Raw genomic sequence first — 17,105 nt, 5'->3', positions numbered from 1 at the left:
GCCAGAAAAAGCTAAACATCGAAAGCTAAAAGATTGGCTGGAAATATATCTTTGCGGGCTATGAGCAATACACCTGAAGGAGGATCACTTAAAAACATTGTTTCTCACTGTAAAGAGTACGGGTTTATCTACCCATCAAGCGATATTTATGATGGTTTGGCAGCTACCTACGATTATGGTCCAAATGGATCAGAGCTGAAGAACAACATCAAGGAGTACTGGTGGCAGGCGATGGTGCGCATGCATGAGAATATTGTCGGAATTGATGCCGCTATATTTATGCATCCAACCACGTGGAAAGCATCTGGCCATGTAGATGCCTTCAATGATCCTTTAATCGATAATAAAGATTCGAAAAAGCGATACAGAGCAGATGTACTGGTTGAGGAATACATAGCGAAGATTGAAGGGAAGATTGCGAAGGAAGTAACAAAAGCAGCAAAAAGATTTGGAGATTCTTTTGACGAGGCTCAGTTTGTTTCTACCAACCCAAGAGTAGTAGGATACAAGGAAAAAATCGAGTCCATTGAGAACAGACTAGGTACAGCTTTGGGGTCTGGTGATCTTGCTGATGTAAAGGCACTAATCGAAGAATTAGAAATTGCTGATCCTGTTTCAGGCTCTAAAAACTGGACCGATGTTCGCCAGTTCAACCTAATGTTCTCAACGGAAATGGGATCGTTAGCAGATGGGGCAGATAAGATCTACCTACGTCCAGAAACGGCACAAGGCATTTTTGTGAATTACCTAAATGTGCAGAAAACGGCCAGAATGAAGCCTCCATTTGGTATCGCTCAAATTGGTAAGGCCTTCAGAAATGAGATCATTGCACGACAGTTCATATTCCGAATGCGTGAATTTGAACAAATGGAGATGCAGTTTTTCGTGAAGCCTGGTGATGAGATGAAGTGGTATGAGCACTGGAAGCAAAAACGCATCAACTGGCATAAAGCTTTGGGCATGAAAGAGGAAAATTACCGGTTTCATGATCATATAAACCTGGCGCATTATGCAAATGCAGCTGCTGATATCGAATTCAATTTTCCAATGGGCTTCAAAGAGCTGGAAGGAATCCATTCTCGAACAGATTTTGACCTGAAAGCACATGAGGAGCACTCTGGCAAGAAACTTCAGTTCTTTGATCAGAATACGAATGAAAGCTATGTACCATATGTAATTGAAACCTCAATCGGTCTTGATAGAATGTTCCTGGCAATAATGTCAGCAGCATATACGGAAGAGAAACTTGACGATGGAAGTGAGCGAACGGTGTTAAAAATACCTCCGGCACTCGCTCCTAATAAAGTTGCAATACTCCCATTGGTAAACAAAGATGGCCTTCCTGAAAAAGCTGAGGAAATCCTGAATGAAATTCGATTTGATTTTTCTTTTCAGTATGATGCTAAGGATGCAATTGGAAGACGGTATCGACGACAGGATGCGATTGGAACACCGTATTGTGTTACCATTGATCATCAAACATTGGAGGATAATACCGTGACTATTCGAGAAAGGGATTCGATGAGTCAGGAACGGGTGTCAGTTCCAGAACTGATCCAAAAACTACATGATAAGGTAGATATGAAGCATCTGCTAAAAATGCAATGATTATCCTGATAATATTTATTGGGTTCATTGCATTTCTAGTGATGGGAATATTTCGTGATCTGATTGTCTTTTTCTTTCTTGAAGCAAAATCTTACTTATCACCCTATTTTTTCCCTGAAAAGCATGTTTCTTTTCTAGAAAATCATTTTGAATACTTTCAAAAATTACCTGAAAAATCGAAGCGAATATTCATCCATAAAGTAGCCCGTTTTATGTCGAGTAAGGAGTTTATTGCTCGTAATATGGAAAGGGTAACCGATGAAATGAAGGTTTTAATATCAGCTTCTGCGGCTCAACTTACTTTCGGGTTTAGAGGGATTACGTTTCCATATTTCTATAAAATTTTTGTCTTCCCGGAATCATTTTATAATCGTTCCAACAAGGCATTTCATAAAGGTGAAGTCAACCCTCGCGCAAAGGCAATAGCTCTTTCATGGAAAGATTTTGTTGAGGGGTATTTGAAGAATGATGGCAGAAATCTTGGCCTTCATGAAATGGCGCATGCGCTCAGACTTGAAAATCGCATTATGAACGATCAGTATAATTTTCTGGATCAAAACCTCCTCCATGAATGGGAGGTACACGCTAAAAGAACGATGCAGGAAATTATTGATGGGACAGAAACTTTTTTTAGAAAATACGGCGGTGTTAACAATGAGGAATTTTTCGCGGTAGCAGTAGAAAATTTCTTCGAAAGACCTGGCGAATTTCTTACTAAACACCCAAAGACTTATCGTACCTTGTGCAAGCTTTTGCACCAAGATCCGGTATTACTAGAAAACAGCTAATTTTTCGTCATGAACTGGCTTCAACTACTTTCTCACAAACGACCGGGCGAAACAAAGACAGTAGCTCATGATCAGACCAGGAGTCGCTTTGAGCAGGATTATGATCGGATTATTTTCTCACATCCATTCAGAAAACTTCAAGACAAAACACAGGTTTTTCCACTCCCGGAAGATGATTTTGTCCATACAAGGTTGACCCATAGCTTAGAAGTCTCTGTAGTAGGCCGGTCACTGGCTAAAATTGCCGGAAATTATCTTTTAGAAAAGTATCCTGAACTTCAGGAAGAAGGATATTCAGTCAACGACTTTGGTGGTATTGTGGGCGCAGCTTGTCTGGCACACGATCTTGGCAATCCTCCATTTGGTCATTCGGGTGAAGATAGTATTTCATCCTTTTTTCTAACTAATAAAAAAGGGCAATTCTTCAAGGAAAAGGTCACCTCAAAAGAATGGCAGGACTTAATCACATTTGAAGGGAACGCACAAGGGTTAAGGATTTTGAATAGCAAAGGAAATGGCGGATTAAAGCTAACCTACGCAACCCTGGGAGCCTTTACCAAATACCCGATATCCTCCTCCTGTGAAAAAGAGGAAGGGAGGAAGAGTCAAAAAAAATTCGGCTACTACCAATGCAATGCGAATCTTTTCAAAGAGATGGCAGATGAAATGGAACTGGCATCCAATGGAGAATCAAAGTGGTGCAGGCATCCATTGGCATTTTTAGTCGAAGCAGCAGATGATATATGCTACCATATCATTGATCTGGAAGATGGTTGCCGGCTAGGGTTGGTTCCTTTTGAAACCGTGAAGGAGTTGCTTGCTGAAATCATTGGTGACTCTTACTCTGAGGAAAAGGTTCAGAAAATCGCTTCGCAACATGAACGATTAGGCACTCTTCGAGCCATGGCTATAGGACAATTAATTCAAGAATGTTCTGAAGCATTTATAGCTAATGAAGAAGCAATGCTGACAGGATCTTTTGATACTGATCTAACCAGCACGATTCCCTCTGCAAAAGCAATGGATAAAATCATTAAGCTATCTATTGATAAAATATATCGATCGAAGCTGGTTTTAGAGAAAGAGGCAGGTGGCTATGAAGTAATCGACAACTTGATTGACGCATTTGCCACGTCTGTTTATGCAAAGTATTTTGATCAACCATTACCAAAACATAAGTCTATTCTACGGCTTCTACCTGAGGAGTATGAAGTTCAACTGCAAGGTGTTAATTCCGTATATGATGCATTACAAATCGTTATCGACTTCATAAGCGGTCTTACTGATTCACATGCAGTAAGACTGTACAAAACCATAAAAGGGTATCGACTTCCCGTTTAGTCATCGACTGACTTACCATCCTTATCCAGTATTTCCCAGAAAAGCAGATAGCTCGCAGTGCTATTTCTCTCTAGGAGCGTCATTGAAGTTGAATATTTCCCCGGACTGGAATCCACCTTGAATTTAAAGACTCCTAACTTATCATTCAGACTTACAAAATCAAAATCCCAAACCTCCACTTCATTCCAGCCTTCCTCAACTTCAAGTGTTAGTCCAACCTGCTCCACATCACCAGTATCTACCCGGTGATAGCGCTCACCTTCAGGCCAGATTTTATGACCGTCTTTCTTCAAATACATTTCATCTTTATCTATTTCGTCCGGAGTGGTGCACTGGACGGAGTTTATTCTGATTTTGGGCATAGCTGTACTTTTCGTTTATTAAAAATAGCCAGTATAAAATAAAAAAAGCGACCCCCTGGGAGTCGCCTTTGCATAAGCCTAAGCTAATGCTGCCTTAGTTTGCCTTTATAAATCGCTTTGTAATTTTTTCGTCCTTAAGTACAATCTCTACTATATAACTGCCCGGAGCTAACTCCGAAACATCAACCCTCCCCATAGTAATACTTACAGCCTTCTTCATTTTCCCATCTATTGAGAAGATTCGTACTGTTGAAATTTCAGATTGGCCAAAATATAGATAGTCCACAGTAGGGTTTGGATAAACTTCAATCTGTTTAGCATTCTCGGTTCCAAGCGGTAGCGCTACATTAAATGATACACTTGCTGTCGCTTCATTGTGATTTATATCACCTGCCTGAGAAACTGTCAATGATACAACTCCCTCTTCACCATTCAATGTAATAGTTGTCCCAGAGATTGATGCTGGACCATCTACTTCGAATGTCAGCGGTAAATTCGAATCCACGCTCGCCACCACATCGAAGGGACCATCTGTTGGTTCTTTATCAGCAATTGGATCTAAACTTATAACCTGATCAACTTTATTAATGGTTAAAGTCCCGTTTACGTAAACGAATTCATAATTCTCCGACAAGCCACCGGATACTACTATATCATAAACTCCGGCATTTGGTTGTTCTTCCTGACCTCCCAAATCTGCAAATGTAGATGGTAGTCCATCAAGGTTTTGCTCTGTATCACCATTTACAAAACCCGCGTAAGTAATCGTTAGTGCAGGGATAGCATCACCATACGTTAGAGTATGATTGTCCGCGGTGACAGTCAGTGTTGCTTTAGACACCTCAAAGCTTTGCTGCACTGTTACTGCTTCTGCATAAATCGCATCTCCTTCTTGATTCGCGTTTACTATTACTAAACCAACCCCAGTAATTGTGAGAGTGTTATCAGAGAGAGTGGCTGGTCCACTTTCGATAGAGAAAGTAACAGGTAATTCTGATGTAGCGCTTGCAGAAAGTTCTATTGGTGCATCGCCATACACCTTGGATGGGAGTGATTCAAACGAAATTGTTTGTTCAATCTTGTATTCAAGAACTATAACAACTGCTGATGCGGTGCTGATGTTTCCAGACTCATCTGTGACTGTAAGTGTTACATCATTTTCACCTAAATCAGCTTCTGTAAATGTAACAGAACTGGCGGTTGTTGTCCGGCTTAATGATGAAGCTCGTTCAATTTCTAAAGTCACCTCACCACAATTATCAGATGACCCATTATTTATTTCAGAGGCTGTAACGACTACTTCATTATTCTCATTTAGACGAACTTCAAGGTTCTGAGCTACTACTAAAGGAATAGAATTGTCTACGACATTGACAGTTACAGTGCTTGTTGCTGTGTTACCACTTTCATCCTCAACAGTGAAAACAACTGAATTTGCCCCAATATTTGTACATGTAAAATCACTTTGAGATACACTTTTCAACAGATTCGCCGTTGCTGTACAGTTATCTGACGAACCATCGTCAAGATCATCTGGACTTAGTGATGCATTCCCATCTTCGTCCAACTCAAGATCTAAACTGCCAATTGTGGCTACTGTTGGTGCTAGATTATCAACAACGGTAACAATTGCAACAGCGGATGCTTGATTCCCTGAATCATCTTCTACTGTTAAGGTGATTTCATTCTCTCCTAAATCAGCACATGAAAAATTGGATTGACTAAGAGAAAACGTCATGATTCCACAATTGTCAGTGGAGTTGTTATTCATTTCAGCAGGGTTAAGGGTTGCCTCTCCATTAGCGTCAAGTATAAGTGTAATGTCAGTTGCAAAAACGTCTGGAGTGGTGTTATCTTCAACTGTTATTAACACTTCCACAGAATCAATATTACCTCCGCTATCCTCCACTTTGAACATCACCTCGTTGGTGCCTAAATCATCACATGTAAATGTCTCCTGGCTTAAACTTAAGGTTAGAGACAGAGAAGTACAGTTATCTGATGATCCATTGTCCACATTTTGAGGATTAATGCTTGCTTGCCCGGAATTATCTAATGAAATAGTAAGGTTTTGACCTATTGCTTCTGGGGGGGTATTATCTCCAATAGTCACTTCTGTTGACATTTGAACTTCACAAGTTGGTGATGAGGTTGTTGTCACACCTTCTATTATGTTTGTTGAAGTATATGTCCCTTTCATTGTTCCATTATTCCCATTAGATGACCGGTCCGGAATAACCATATTTGAAGATTCAAATGTCATATCGTCAAAATCATAGTAGGCAACCAAGCCTGACTCACTTCCAGAAAGGGTTACATCTTTAGCGTTACTAATTTCTTGGGCTGATCGTTCAATATTCCAAATCCTCACCTCATCCTGATACATTCCCTGCTGAACCTGATTGTCATCGCCTCTTGCACCTAGTTTTATGGTATGTGTACTGCCACGTTGATCAATGGTGGCGTTTGCATTTGTTGCATTCAATACACCGTTAATATAAATCTTCAATTCATTGGTCGTTTCATTGAAAGTAGCTGCTACGTGGTTCCAATCCTGGTTTACTAATGGGGTACTTGAAGTGACAGTGTGATAGCTGCCTGAGCTAAACATGGCATATGCCTGAAAATACCCAGAGGTAGTAGTTCTTAAGATGTATCCACCACTAGAATTATAGGTCTCCACAATGCTATAGAACTGATTTCCCTCCATCGGCTTAACCCATGCCTCGATAGTCCAATTTTCGTTCAATTTTAGTGACTCTGAATTGGGTATTTCTACATAGCTAGTTGTGCTTGTAAAACCACCAACTGCAAGTCCTTCACCATCCAAAGACTGAGTTGAATTAAGTTCTCCAATTACGTTAAAAGTGGTAGTTTCAGAAAGATTGCCAGTACTAAAATCCAATGAACCACCTGTTCCAGTAATCGGGCCATCAACAACAGAATTGTCTTCGCTGTTTCTTAGATAGTAATCGATTCCGGAAACGGATGAGCCTGTAGAAATTGTTGTCCCTGTAGTACCATCTAAACAAAACTCAGTTTGTGCTGCTGTAACCGTTTCGTCTTCAATGATTGAATTGATGGTGATAATAACATCCCCTGTAGCAATATTTCCGTGCTCATCTTCAGCAGAAAAAGTAATTGTATTTTCGCCAATATCTTCACAGGTAAAAACTGATTGCGAAATCGCTAAATCCAAAGATGCGGTACAATTATCAGTTGTTCCATTATCAACCATTACAGTGGTTATCTCTGCTACTCCGGTTGTCTCATCAAGCTGCACCGTTAGATTTTGGGCATTGATTGCTGGGCTTGTACTATCATAAACATTTATACTCATAGAAGAGGTATGAGTTAAACCCGAGCCATAGGTTGCTGTAATGCTCACATCATGAAATCCTGTCTCGGTACAATCAAAAGTTGATTGATCAAGTGAATAGGCAATTGCAGAACATATGCTTGATCCTGTTTTATCGATATCATCAATGGCAATTGTTACACTGCCAGTTTCATCAAGATAAAGATCGGTCGCAGCGAATAAAATTGTTGGTTTTACAGTTACTGTGGCACTCGATGAATGGGTATTCCCTTCAGTATCTTCGGCAGTTAGTACTACTGTATTATCTCCTAAATCATCGCATGTAAATGATGAAACATCCAAGCTTAGTGTAACAGGATCACCACATGAATCTGCTGATCCATCATCAACATCTTCTGGAGTAATTATCACTTGTCCAGTTTCATCAAGAAAGACGGTAATATTTTTAGTTACTGCGGTTGCTCCTGTACTTGATGCACACTGACTCCTGTAGTATACATTATCAAAATTTGCACGTCCTCCGGAGTTATACCCTGGAGATCGCAATGCGATGTATTGATTGGAGCCGGTATAGCTCGATAGATCAAACGTGTAACTGGTAGGTGTTGTCTCTGTTGGAGTAAAACTTGTGATCGTCTGAAATGACGGATAACAGGTGGGACAAGGCATTGTTCCAACATCAATTGTACCTGCTCCAAAGAAAGAATTAAATCTTCTTGCATCAAGTGTCAAAACACCTTGAGCATTATTTACAGCTGGTAGTACTGCTACTTGCTCAAAGTTTCCAGACGGCCACATCCTTAATTCACCTGTACTGACATAAGCTCCACCGGCTAAATTCCAGCATGGGTCAGCAGTGCTAAAGTCATCTTCTACAACAGGACTAACCGTACATTGCGAATTGCCTTTAATCGAAATTGTGATTAGAAAGGCAGCTATAAGTAAATGTTTCATTTTGATCTTTTTTTAAGGCTTCAGATCAAAAATGAGAGATATATATAGGCAATTTTTACCTCAACTTCCGAACCACATGACTGAACTTCCGAATGAACTAAGTATTCTGCATTACCTCAAAAAACTCATCCTTCTTATCCCTGGAGATACTGACATTTTCATCGTTATCCATGACAATGTAACCTCCATCCTGAGTGACATACTGTTTGATGAATCTGAGGTTTATGATAAAAGATCGATGAGGGCGATAAAATTCTTTGGCATCCATGAGCATGTCTTCGAAAAATTTCATGGGCTTACTTACAAGAATTGGGTCTTTATCCTTTAAATGTACTTCGGTGTACATTCTGTCTGCTTTTAGTAAAACGATATCGTCAAACTTCACAAATAATACCCCATCAGCTACCGGGAGACCTATTTTTCTAATATTGGATGACTTAAGGGTATTCCTTAGCTCTTCTAGTCGTTCACTCACCTGAGATTTGCCGTGGTGCACGCAAGCCTTCTCGACAGCTTGAGCAACTTGTTCATCACGCAGCGGTTTTAACAGGTAGTCAATCGCATTGAGTTGAAAGGCTTTGATTGCATACTCACTATAAGCGGTAGTGAAAATGATCTCAAAATTGATTTGGCTAGGCGCAAAGAAGTCGAGCAATTGGATGCCGGAATACCCTGGCATTTCGATATCCAGGAACACAATTTGAGGCTGAAACTCATTGATAAGTCTTACGCCTTCCGGAAGATTGCTGGCTTCTTTAAGTTCTTTGATTTGTGGACAGTTTTCTTCCACTAAAACTCTAAGAAGTCTTTTAGCTTTTTCTTCATCATCAATGATCACTGCTTTCATTGCAAATCAAAAATATATTCAGTCAATCACTTTTTGAGTTCCAACTTCCGAAGGGTCACTTTGGGCTTCCATAGCCAGTGGTATCCTTATGATGACTTTTGTACCCTCCGCGTTACCTTTTTCATCAACCAAATCGAATACTTCCTCCTCAATTGGTTTTTCCCTATCTAAATTCAAAAGCCCTAACCGATTAGTAGTTGCTTGTGTTGCAAAGGATTTATGTCCGGGGTTTCGCATTTTATTGATTTCCTGAGATTTCTTTCTGCCAACCCCATTATCGATTATCTCGCAAATCAAGACCTCTTGATGGTCTGATTTAATATTGATCGTCAAAACTCTTTCCAATTCTTTGTGTAGCAGCCCATGCTTCACTGCATTTTCAACATATGGCTGCAATAGCAGAGAGGGTATCAGTTGTTCCGTATTTACATTATCGCCAATATTGATTGAATAAGTAAGCGAATCCTCAAACCTCAATTTTTCCAGTTCAAGGTATAGATTTAGCGCCTCAGTTTCTTCACGGATTGTTACGGTTTTTACCTGGCTATGCTGAAGGTAGATTCGCATCAGGTCGGCGAATTTTCCCAAATATTTCCCGGCAAGTTTGCGTTCGTTGGTCATGATATACTCCTGGATGGAATTCAACGCATTGAACACAAAGTGTGGATTCATTTGAGAACGTAATGCTTTCAACTCAGATGCTCGATACTGACGCTCTAGATCCAATAGTTTTTGTGTTTCCGCAAGTTCCAGATCAGACAGTGTTTTTTGCTTTTTCAGTTTTCTCTGGCGATATACCAGAGCCAGAGCGACAACTAATAGGAAAACGATTACAACCATTCCAAAAATCAAATAACGCTGCTGATCCAATTCCGCTTTTTGAAGGCTTGTCAGTTGTTTTTCAGCTTTTAACTCCTGATCCTTTAGGTTAGAGTCAAATTTAGCTTCTAAGGTAGATAGCTTGGATTCATTTCTTCTTCGTTGAACTGAATCAGTTTTAGCTTTGTATGCCTCATATGCCTCTAGCGCGCTTTTGTAATTGCCCTGATCTTTATAGACTAAATACTTTAATCTGAAATGATCAAAACTTTGTGGTCTCATCTTGGAGGCAACCTCCATAATGCTAAGCGCAGAATCGTATTTACCAAGTTCCTGATAAGCAAAAGCCTGATTAAGGACTAAATAATACCTTGTTTTTAGTGAGAAGTTATACTTATCAGCATAGTTAAGAGCTTCTTTTGACAACTCCAGTCCTCGCCTAAATTCACCCTTTCTAATAATAGGCGCACTGGCGATAGATATAGCATTTGCATAGCCAAATTCATAATCAGCCTCTTTTGAAACGTTAATCGCTTTTTCACCATAGTAAACTGATGAATCCAAGTCTAATGTGATCCATCCATTATAAACCTTGCACATTTGAATGTACGCTCTAACCTCTAAATCAAGGTTCTTAATCTCTTGTGCTTTTTCAATAGCAAATCGATAATACTGTGTGCAATTTTTAAGATCATTATTCTCTCTTAACACCCCAGCTAATTCAAAATAAATTTCTGGTACCAGCTGTTCTATTTTATTGATCTTACTTAACTCCAGTGCCTTGTACAATTGCACTAATGCCTTATCGTTTTCCAATCGTTCGTTAAGTATTCGTCCACGTATGCGATGTAGATGGATTTGATCAACTTTACCTAATGGGTCTTCGACAAGATTCGCGACACTATCCGCCTTGCTAAATGAGTTAAAGTTGATGAAAGCATAAGCTAATTTTATCAACACCTCATTTTTGAGAAATGCATTTTCTGAACCCTCGATCTCTTGAATTATGTATGCTGAATGGGTAATAGCAGAGTCAAGGTTACTTGTACTAAATGAATCTAGCTTATTTAGAAACTCTGAGCTACTTTGATCTTGTGCTGAAGTAATAAGCATGATCAAAAAGGCTGCTATAAAAAAAACGGCTTTCATTCGAGTTGGTCATATTTACTAAGTCAATTTACTACTTTAGGAATACTTCACATTTCAATTGCATAAAGTGGCCATGATAACTCCCTGAAAATCTTGCCCCTAAGCCTGATCTCATTACCTTTGCGCACTATTTTATTATGTGGTCCAAACTAGCTCATAACATCCTTCGATTTCGTGTTCCCCTGATGGTCCTTCTTGGGCTTGTAACTGTGTTTATGGGGTACAAGTCTCAAAACATTAAATGGTCATATGACCTGGCCAATATTGTTCCTGAGAAAGATTCAGATATGGTCTACTTCAGGCAGTTTCGGGAGACCTTCGGCGAAGATGGAAATATCATGGCCATTGGGGTTAAAGATAGCGCTATCTATAAGCTTGAAACCTTCAAAAAGTTCAGTGATCTCACATACAAGCTAGAAGCACAAGAAGGTATAAGAAACGTTCTAGGACTACCTAACCTTCAAAAGCTGGAAAAAAACAATCAAAAACGAGCCTTTGAGTTAAAGCCAATTTTTGATGGGGTACCGGAAACACAAGATGAACTAGATAGCCTATTGAAAGGTGCTGCCAGTCTGAAATTTTATAGTGGACAGCTGATCAATTCCGACAATGGTGCCACATTAATTCTGATAACTATCAGAAAAGAAGTCCTTAATTCAAAAAACCGGGACCAACTTGTCAATGATATCATTGATGCCGGCAAAGCATTCGAAGAGGAGTCCGGAGTAGATGTTCATTTTGCAGGGCTCCCGTACTCACGTTCGATCACTACAAGCAAAGTAAAGGCCGAACTAAACATGTTCCTGGCGCTTTCATTAGTGGTTACAGGGATCATCCTTTTTCTTTTCTTCCGATCTTTCAAAGCAGTATTCTTCCCTTTAATAATCATTGGTGTAGTGGTGATTTGGGTAATGGGTACGCTTGCTTTATTAGAGTATAAAATCACACTGCTAACCGGGCTAATTCCGCCAATCATAGTTGTCATAGGTATACCAAACAGTGTATACATGCTCAACCGGTACCACCACGAGTTTAGCGAACATGGTGATCAGATGAAGGCACTGAGTAGAATCATTAGAAAAATTGGTGTGGTAACCTTCATCACCAACCTGACAACAGCGGTTGGGTTTTTTGTTCTGGCTACCACCCAGATCAATGTATTGGTAGAGTTTGGCATTGTGGCAGGCATCAACATTATGGCCACTTTTGTCGTCAGCATCATTCTTATCCCAGGCGTATTCTCACTCTATAAGCCGCCAACTCAAAAGCATTTAAAGCACTTGAAGTTTAAGATGCTAGACTCAGTCATTAAGTGGCTGGATGTGATTGTTCATAAATATAAGCCGGCTATTTTCATTGTTACAATTGTTGTTGCTGGTGTATCTGCATATGGGCTCAGTCAAATAAAGGCTGTATCATATATGGTTGATGATATCCCTGAGAACAGCCCGCTGAAAAAAGATCTCCGCTTTTTTGAAAATAATTTCAGTGGGATTATGCCATTAGAAATCATTGTGGATACTGGGGCCAAAAAAGGAGTTCAAAACCTGAGAAATCTCCGAAAAATTGATGAGCTGGAATCCTTTGTTTCTTCCATCGATTATATCTCTCAGCCCGTTTCCGTTGTTAGCTTCGCCAAAGCTGCCAGACAAGCATTTTACAATCAAAGCCCGTCTTTCTATTCTCTTCCTACCAATCGAGATATGGCTTTCATCATGCGATATCTAAGTGAAGGAGAAACAGAGGAGCTATCACAATCTTTTATAGATTCAACTGGAAGATATGTAAGGGTGTCATTAAAAATTGCCGACATAGGATCCAACCGATTGGATTCACTCGTTAATGGTGTAATAGCACCGAAAATCGATTCCATTTTCGTTGATTCCAAAATGGATGTAAATCTGACAGGCACAACGTTGATGTTCATCAAGGGCAATAAATTCCTGATCGAAAACCTACTGACTTCAATGATCATGGCTTTTTTCATTATTGCCATAATAATGGGATTGCTTTTTAGAAACCTGAAAATGATCATCATTTCGATCATTCCTAATATCATTCCACTGTTGGTTACAGCAGGTATCATGGGCTATTTTGGGATTCCGTTGAAGCCAAGTACAGCTTTAATATTCAGTATCGTTTTTGGTATATCCGTTGATGATTCCATTCACTTTTTAGCGAAGTACCGGCAGGAGCTTTTCGCAAATAAATTCAACGTATCAAAGGCCATCAGTAAAAGTATCCGAGAGACCGGGTCAAGTATGATCTATACCTCTATCATCTTGTTCTTCGGTTTTATCATATTCGTTTTATCAGAGTTTGGAGGAACCATTGCACTGGGAAAACTTACCTCCATCACACTCTTTTTTGCCATGATCACAAACGTGGTGGTATTGCCTGCGTTGATTTTACAGTTTGATAGTGGTAAGCGTGACAAAACGAAGCATCCGTTGATCGAAAGTGTTCCTGAGCTTGCGGAGGGAATTGATGAAGATGGAAAGCCCAAAAAGAAAAAGAAGTCAAGTAAAGTAAGTAATTAAGGACCGTGAAATATCCTGAGTTTAAAAAAGTCAGCTATTCAGAAATCGCCAAAGACACCCTCAAATTCTGGGAAGACAATAAGATTTTTGACAAATCTGTGAGTACCAGAGAAGGTAAAGACACATTCACCTTTTATGAAGGGCCGCCCTCAGCGAATGGCACTCCCGGTATTCACCATGTGATGGCTCGTACGGTAAAAGATATTTTTTGCCGATACAAAACCCTTCAAGGTTTTCAGGTAAAAAGAAAAGGAGGGTGGGACACCCACGGCCTCCCTGTTGAATTGCAGGTGGAAAAGCAACTAGGTATCACTAAAGATGATATTGGTAAAAAAATCTCGGTTGAGGATTACAATGCCAAATGCCGAGAAGCAGTAATGAAATTCAAAGGTGAGTGGGATGACCTTACTCGCCAAATGGGCTACTGGGTTGATTTGGACAATCCATATGTGACTTTCGAGAAAGAATACATTGAGTCGGTTTGGAATCTGCTGAAAAGACTATTTGACAAGGACCTTCTTTACAAAGGGTATACGGTACAGCCCTATTCTCCTGCAGCAGGTACCGGACTTAGCTCACATGAGTTGAACCAGCCCGGCACCTATCGAGATGTCAAAGACACCTCAGTAATTGCCCAGTTTGAGGTAAAAAATGATGATCGCTCATCATTTCTTTTTGATGATGACAATGAAGATGTAAGAATCCTCGCATGGACTACCACTCCATGGACGCTTCCATCCAACTGTGCATTAGCTGTTGGTGAGAAAATCACATATGTCAAAGTTAAAACCTTCAATCAATATACAGGAAAGCCCATCTCAGCGGTGCTTGCAAAAGATTTAGTTGGTAAGTTCTTTTCAGAGAAAGCTAAAGACATTGCGCTGGAGGACTATAAGTCAGGTGATAAGTTGATCCCCTTTGAGATTGTTCAGGAATTTAAGGGCACTGACATTTTAGAGGTTCGATATGAGCAATTAATGCCATATGTAACCAATGCTGAACTGGAAGAAAAAGCATTTCGGGTGATCCCGGGAGATTTCGTCTCAACTGAAGATGGTACTGGAGTTGTACATACTGCTTCTGTTTTTGGAGCTGATGACTTTAGAGTGACACAGCAAGCGGGTGTGCCATCGATCATGGTCAAAGATGAGAAGGATCAGGATGTGCCACTTGTTGATAAGCAAGGCCGATTTGTTGAAGAGGTCACTGATTTTGCCGGGAAGTTTGTCAAAGAAGAGTACTACAGCGATGAAGAAAGGAGCAACCCTGACTTTAAGCCCACCGATGTGCTTATCGCCATCAAACTAAAAGAAGATAACAAGGCATTTAAAGTTGAAAAATACGAGCATTCCTATCCACACTGCTGGAGAACGGACAAGCCGGTGCTTTACTATCCATTAGATTCCTGGTTTATCAAAACCACCGCTCTAAAGGATCGGTTGGTTGACCTCAACAAAACCATCAACTGGAAGCCGGCCTCAACAGGTACTGGACGTTTTGGGAACTGGCTAGAAAATCTCGTAGACTGGAACCTCTCGAGATCCAGATTTTGGGGTACGCCTTTACCAATATGGGTGACTGAGGATCGTACAGAGATGAAATGCATCGGTAGCATTGAAGAGCTTCAAAATGAAGTGCATAAATCAGCAGAAGCTGGTTTTATGAAAGCTGACCTACCAGAAGATTTTGATCTGCACAGACCTTACGTGGATGATGTGGTATTAGTGAGTGATTCCGGGCAGAAAATGATGCGCGAGCCAGACCTTATTGATGTTTGGTTTGACTCTGGCGCCATGCCTTATGCCCAATGGCATTATCCGTTTGAAAATGAGGAGACCTACAAGGCAAATTACCCGGCAGACTTTATTGCCGAAGGAGTAGACCAAACACGTGGATGGTTTTTTACCCTCCACGCCATTGCTGTACTGCTTAATGACTCAGTGGCTTACAAGAATGTAATTGCGAATGGGCTTGTGCTTGACAAGAACGGAAACAAAATGTCCAAGCGATTGGGCAATGCGATCAATCCGTTCGAGACTTTAGATAAGTATGGTGCTGATCCTACCAGATGGTACATGATCGCCAATGCAAATCCATGGGACAACCTTAAGTTTGACCTTGAAGGGGTAGCAGAGGTTCAACGAAAATTCTTTGGTACGCTAACCAACACCTATTCCTTTTTTGCTCTTTATGCGAATCTTGACGGGTTCCAAATGGACGAATCGAATGTGCCTCCAGTTTCTGATCGTCCAAGATTTGATCGATGGATTATTTCTGAGCTTCAGATTTTGATTAAGGATGTGACTTCATTCTATGAAGATTACGAGCCTACAAAAGCTGCTCGGGCGATCCAGGATTTTGTCAATGACCAACTATCCAACTGGTATGTTCGCTTATCAAGGAAACGGTTTTGGAGGAGTGAGCTAAATGAAGACAAAAAAGCAGCATACGAAACACTATATGAATGCTTGTCGGCCGTAGCACAGCTCATGAGCCCAATTGCTCCGTTTTATGCGGACTGGATGTACAAGAACCTTTCCAAAGGAAGTACTTCAAATACGGAAGAATCAGTTCACTTGAGTTTGCTTCCTAAGGCTGACGAAAGTAAAATTGATCAGGCTCTTACGGAGAGTATGCACTTTGCTCAGAGCATTTCTTCTTTGGTGCATTCATTGAGGAAGAAGGAGAAAATCAAAGTTCGGCAGCCGCTTCAAAAGGTGCTGATTCCGATTCTCAAACCTGAAGTGAAAGAGCGAATCGAGGCAGTGGAAGAGTTGATCAAAACCGAGATCAACGTAAAAGAGGTTGAATATGTAGATGATGCATCAGGAATATTGGTGAAAAACATCAAGCCTAACTTCCGTAAACTAGGACAACAATACGGCCCTAAGATGAAAGCTATTTCCGGAATCATCAATGGCTTTAGCAAGGATGACATTGCGGCAATCGAACAAGATGGTAGCTTTGAGATAGAAGTTGACGGAGAAAAAATCAACCTTTCACTGGAGGATGTGGAGATTACATCTCAGGATATTCCAGGATGGTTAGTGGCTTCTGAGGGAGCCTTAACTGTGGCATTGGACATCACCATTAGCGAAGAGCTTAAGAAAGAAGGATTGAGCAGAGATATGGTAAATCGTATTCAAAACCTGAGAAAGGATAAAGGCCTTGAGGTTCAGGATAAAATTGCGATCAAGTACGCCACAGGGGACGATATGATGAGTGCAGCACTTTCAGACTTTGCAGATTATATAAAAACAGAAACGCAAGCAACATCTCTAGAATCGAACGGTGCAGCGGGTGGTGAGAAGTTTGATATTGACGGTATTGAAATAGATGTTAAAATAGAAGTGGTAAAAAGCTAAGCCTGCTATTTTG

General features: G+C 40.4%; 9 protein-coding genes. 5 read left to right on the top strand and 4 right to left on the bottom strand.

Annotated elements, in window-relative coordinates; translation table 11 throughout:
* Positions 1–60 precede the first annotated feature (60 nt).
* From CHB71_RS02370 to CHB71_RS02360, 3 genes are read left to right on the top strand one after another with little or no spacing between them, the layout of a single operon-like run.
* Entirely contained in the window at positions 61–1,608 is a 1,548-nt protein-coding gene (locus CHB71_RS02370) for a glycine--tRNA ligase (protein WP_089355274.1), read from the top strand.
* Positions 1,605–2,396, top strand: a complete 792-nt coding sequence (locus CHB71_RS02365) for a zinc-dependent peptidase (protein ID WP_089355273.1) — start codon at positions 1,605–1,607, stop codon at positions 2,394–2,396. The genes CHB71_RS02370 and CHB71_RS02365 overlap by 4 nt, the downstream gene beginning before the upstream one ends.
* A 9-nt stretch (positions 2,397–2,405) precedes the next feature.
* Entirely contained in the window at positions 2,406–3,737 is a 1,332-nt protein-coding gene (locus CHB71_RS02360; RefSeq protein WP_089355272.1) for a deoxyguanosinetriphosphate triphosphohydrolase, read from the top strand.
* Here the strand turns inward: CHB71_RS02360 and CHB71_RS02355 are convergent.
* The 4 genes from CHB71_RS02355 to CHB71_RS02340 all read right to left on the bottom strand — a co-directional run bounded on the left by CHB71_RS02355 (position 3,734) and on the right by CHB71_RS02340 (position 11,187).
* The gene (locus CHB71_RS02355) at positions 3,734–4,099 is read right to left on the bottom strand and encodes a hypothetical protein (RefSeq protein WP_089355271.1); all 366 of its coding nucleotides are present in this window, start codon (positions 4,097–4,099) and stop codon (positions 3,734–3,736) included. The two genes, CHB71_RS02360 and CHB71_RS02355, sit on opposite strands and share 4 nt — an antisense overlap.
* Positions 4,100–4,193: 94 nt before the next feature.
* Entirely contained in the window at positions 4,194–8,372 is a 4,179-nt protein-coding gene (locus CHB71_RS02350; protein WP_089355270.1) for a LamG-like jellyroll fold domain-containing protein, read from the bottom strand.
* Positions 8,373–8,469: 97 nt separating this feature from the next.
* Positions 8,470–9,219 carry a LytR/AlgR family response regulator transcription factor gene (locus tag CHB71_RS02345; protein WP_089355269.1) on the bottom strand — a complete coding sequence of 250 codons (750 nt, stop codon included), beginning with the start codon at positions 9,217–9,219 and terminating at the stop codon, positions 8,470–8,472.
* 18 nt (positions 9,220–9,237) lie between these two features.
* On the bottom strand, positions 9,238–11,187 hold the full coding sequence (locus CHB71_RS02340) for a tetratricopeptide repeat-containing sensor histidine kinase (protein ID WP_089355268.1): 1,950 nt from the start codon (positions 11,185–11,187) through the stop codon (positions 9,238–9,240).
* A gap of 215 nt (positions 11,188–11,402) precedes the next feature.
* Here CHB71_RS02340 and CHB71_RS02335 point away from each other — a divergent pair, with 215 nt between their 5' ends.
* Together CHB71_RS02335 and ileS are read left to right on the top strand one after the other, a co-directional pair.
* Positions 11,403–13,727: an efflux RND transporter permease subunit gene (locus CHB71_RS02335; RefSeq protein WP_179213285.1), complete on the top strand. Its 2,325-nt coding sequence runs from the start codon at positions 11,403–11,405 to the stop codon at positions 13,725–13,727.
* A 5-nt stretch (positions 13,728–13,732) separates the two neighbouring features.
* A complete protein-coding gene (gene ileS / locus CHB71_RS02330) occupies positions 13,733–17,092 on the top strand; it encodes an isoleucine--tRNA ligase (protein ID WP_089355266.1) in 3,360 nt (1,119 codons plus the stop codon).
* Positions 17,093–17,105 lie beyond the last annotated feature (13 nt).

The organism is Ekhidna lutea, from assembly GCF_900188325.1.
Taxonomy (GTDB): domain Bacteria; phylum Bacteroidota; class Bacteroidia; order Cytophagales; family Cyclobacteriaceae; genus Ekhidna; species Ekhidna lutea.
This window is presented reverse-complemented; position numbering and strand designations above follow the sequence as displayed.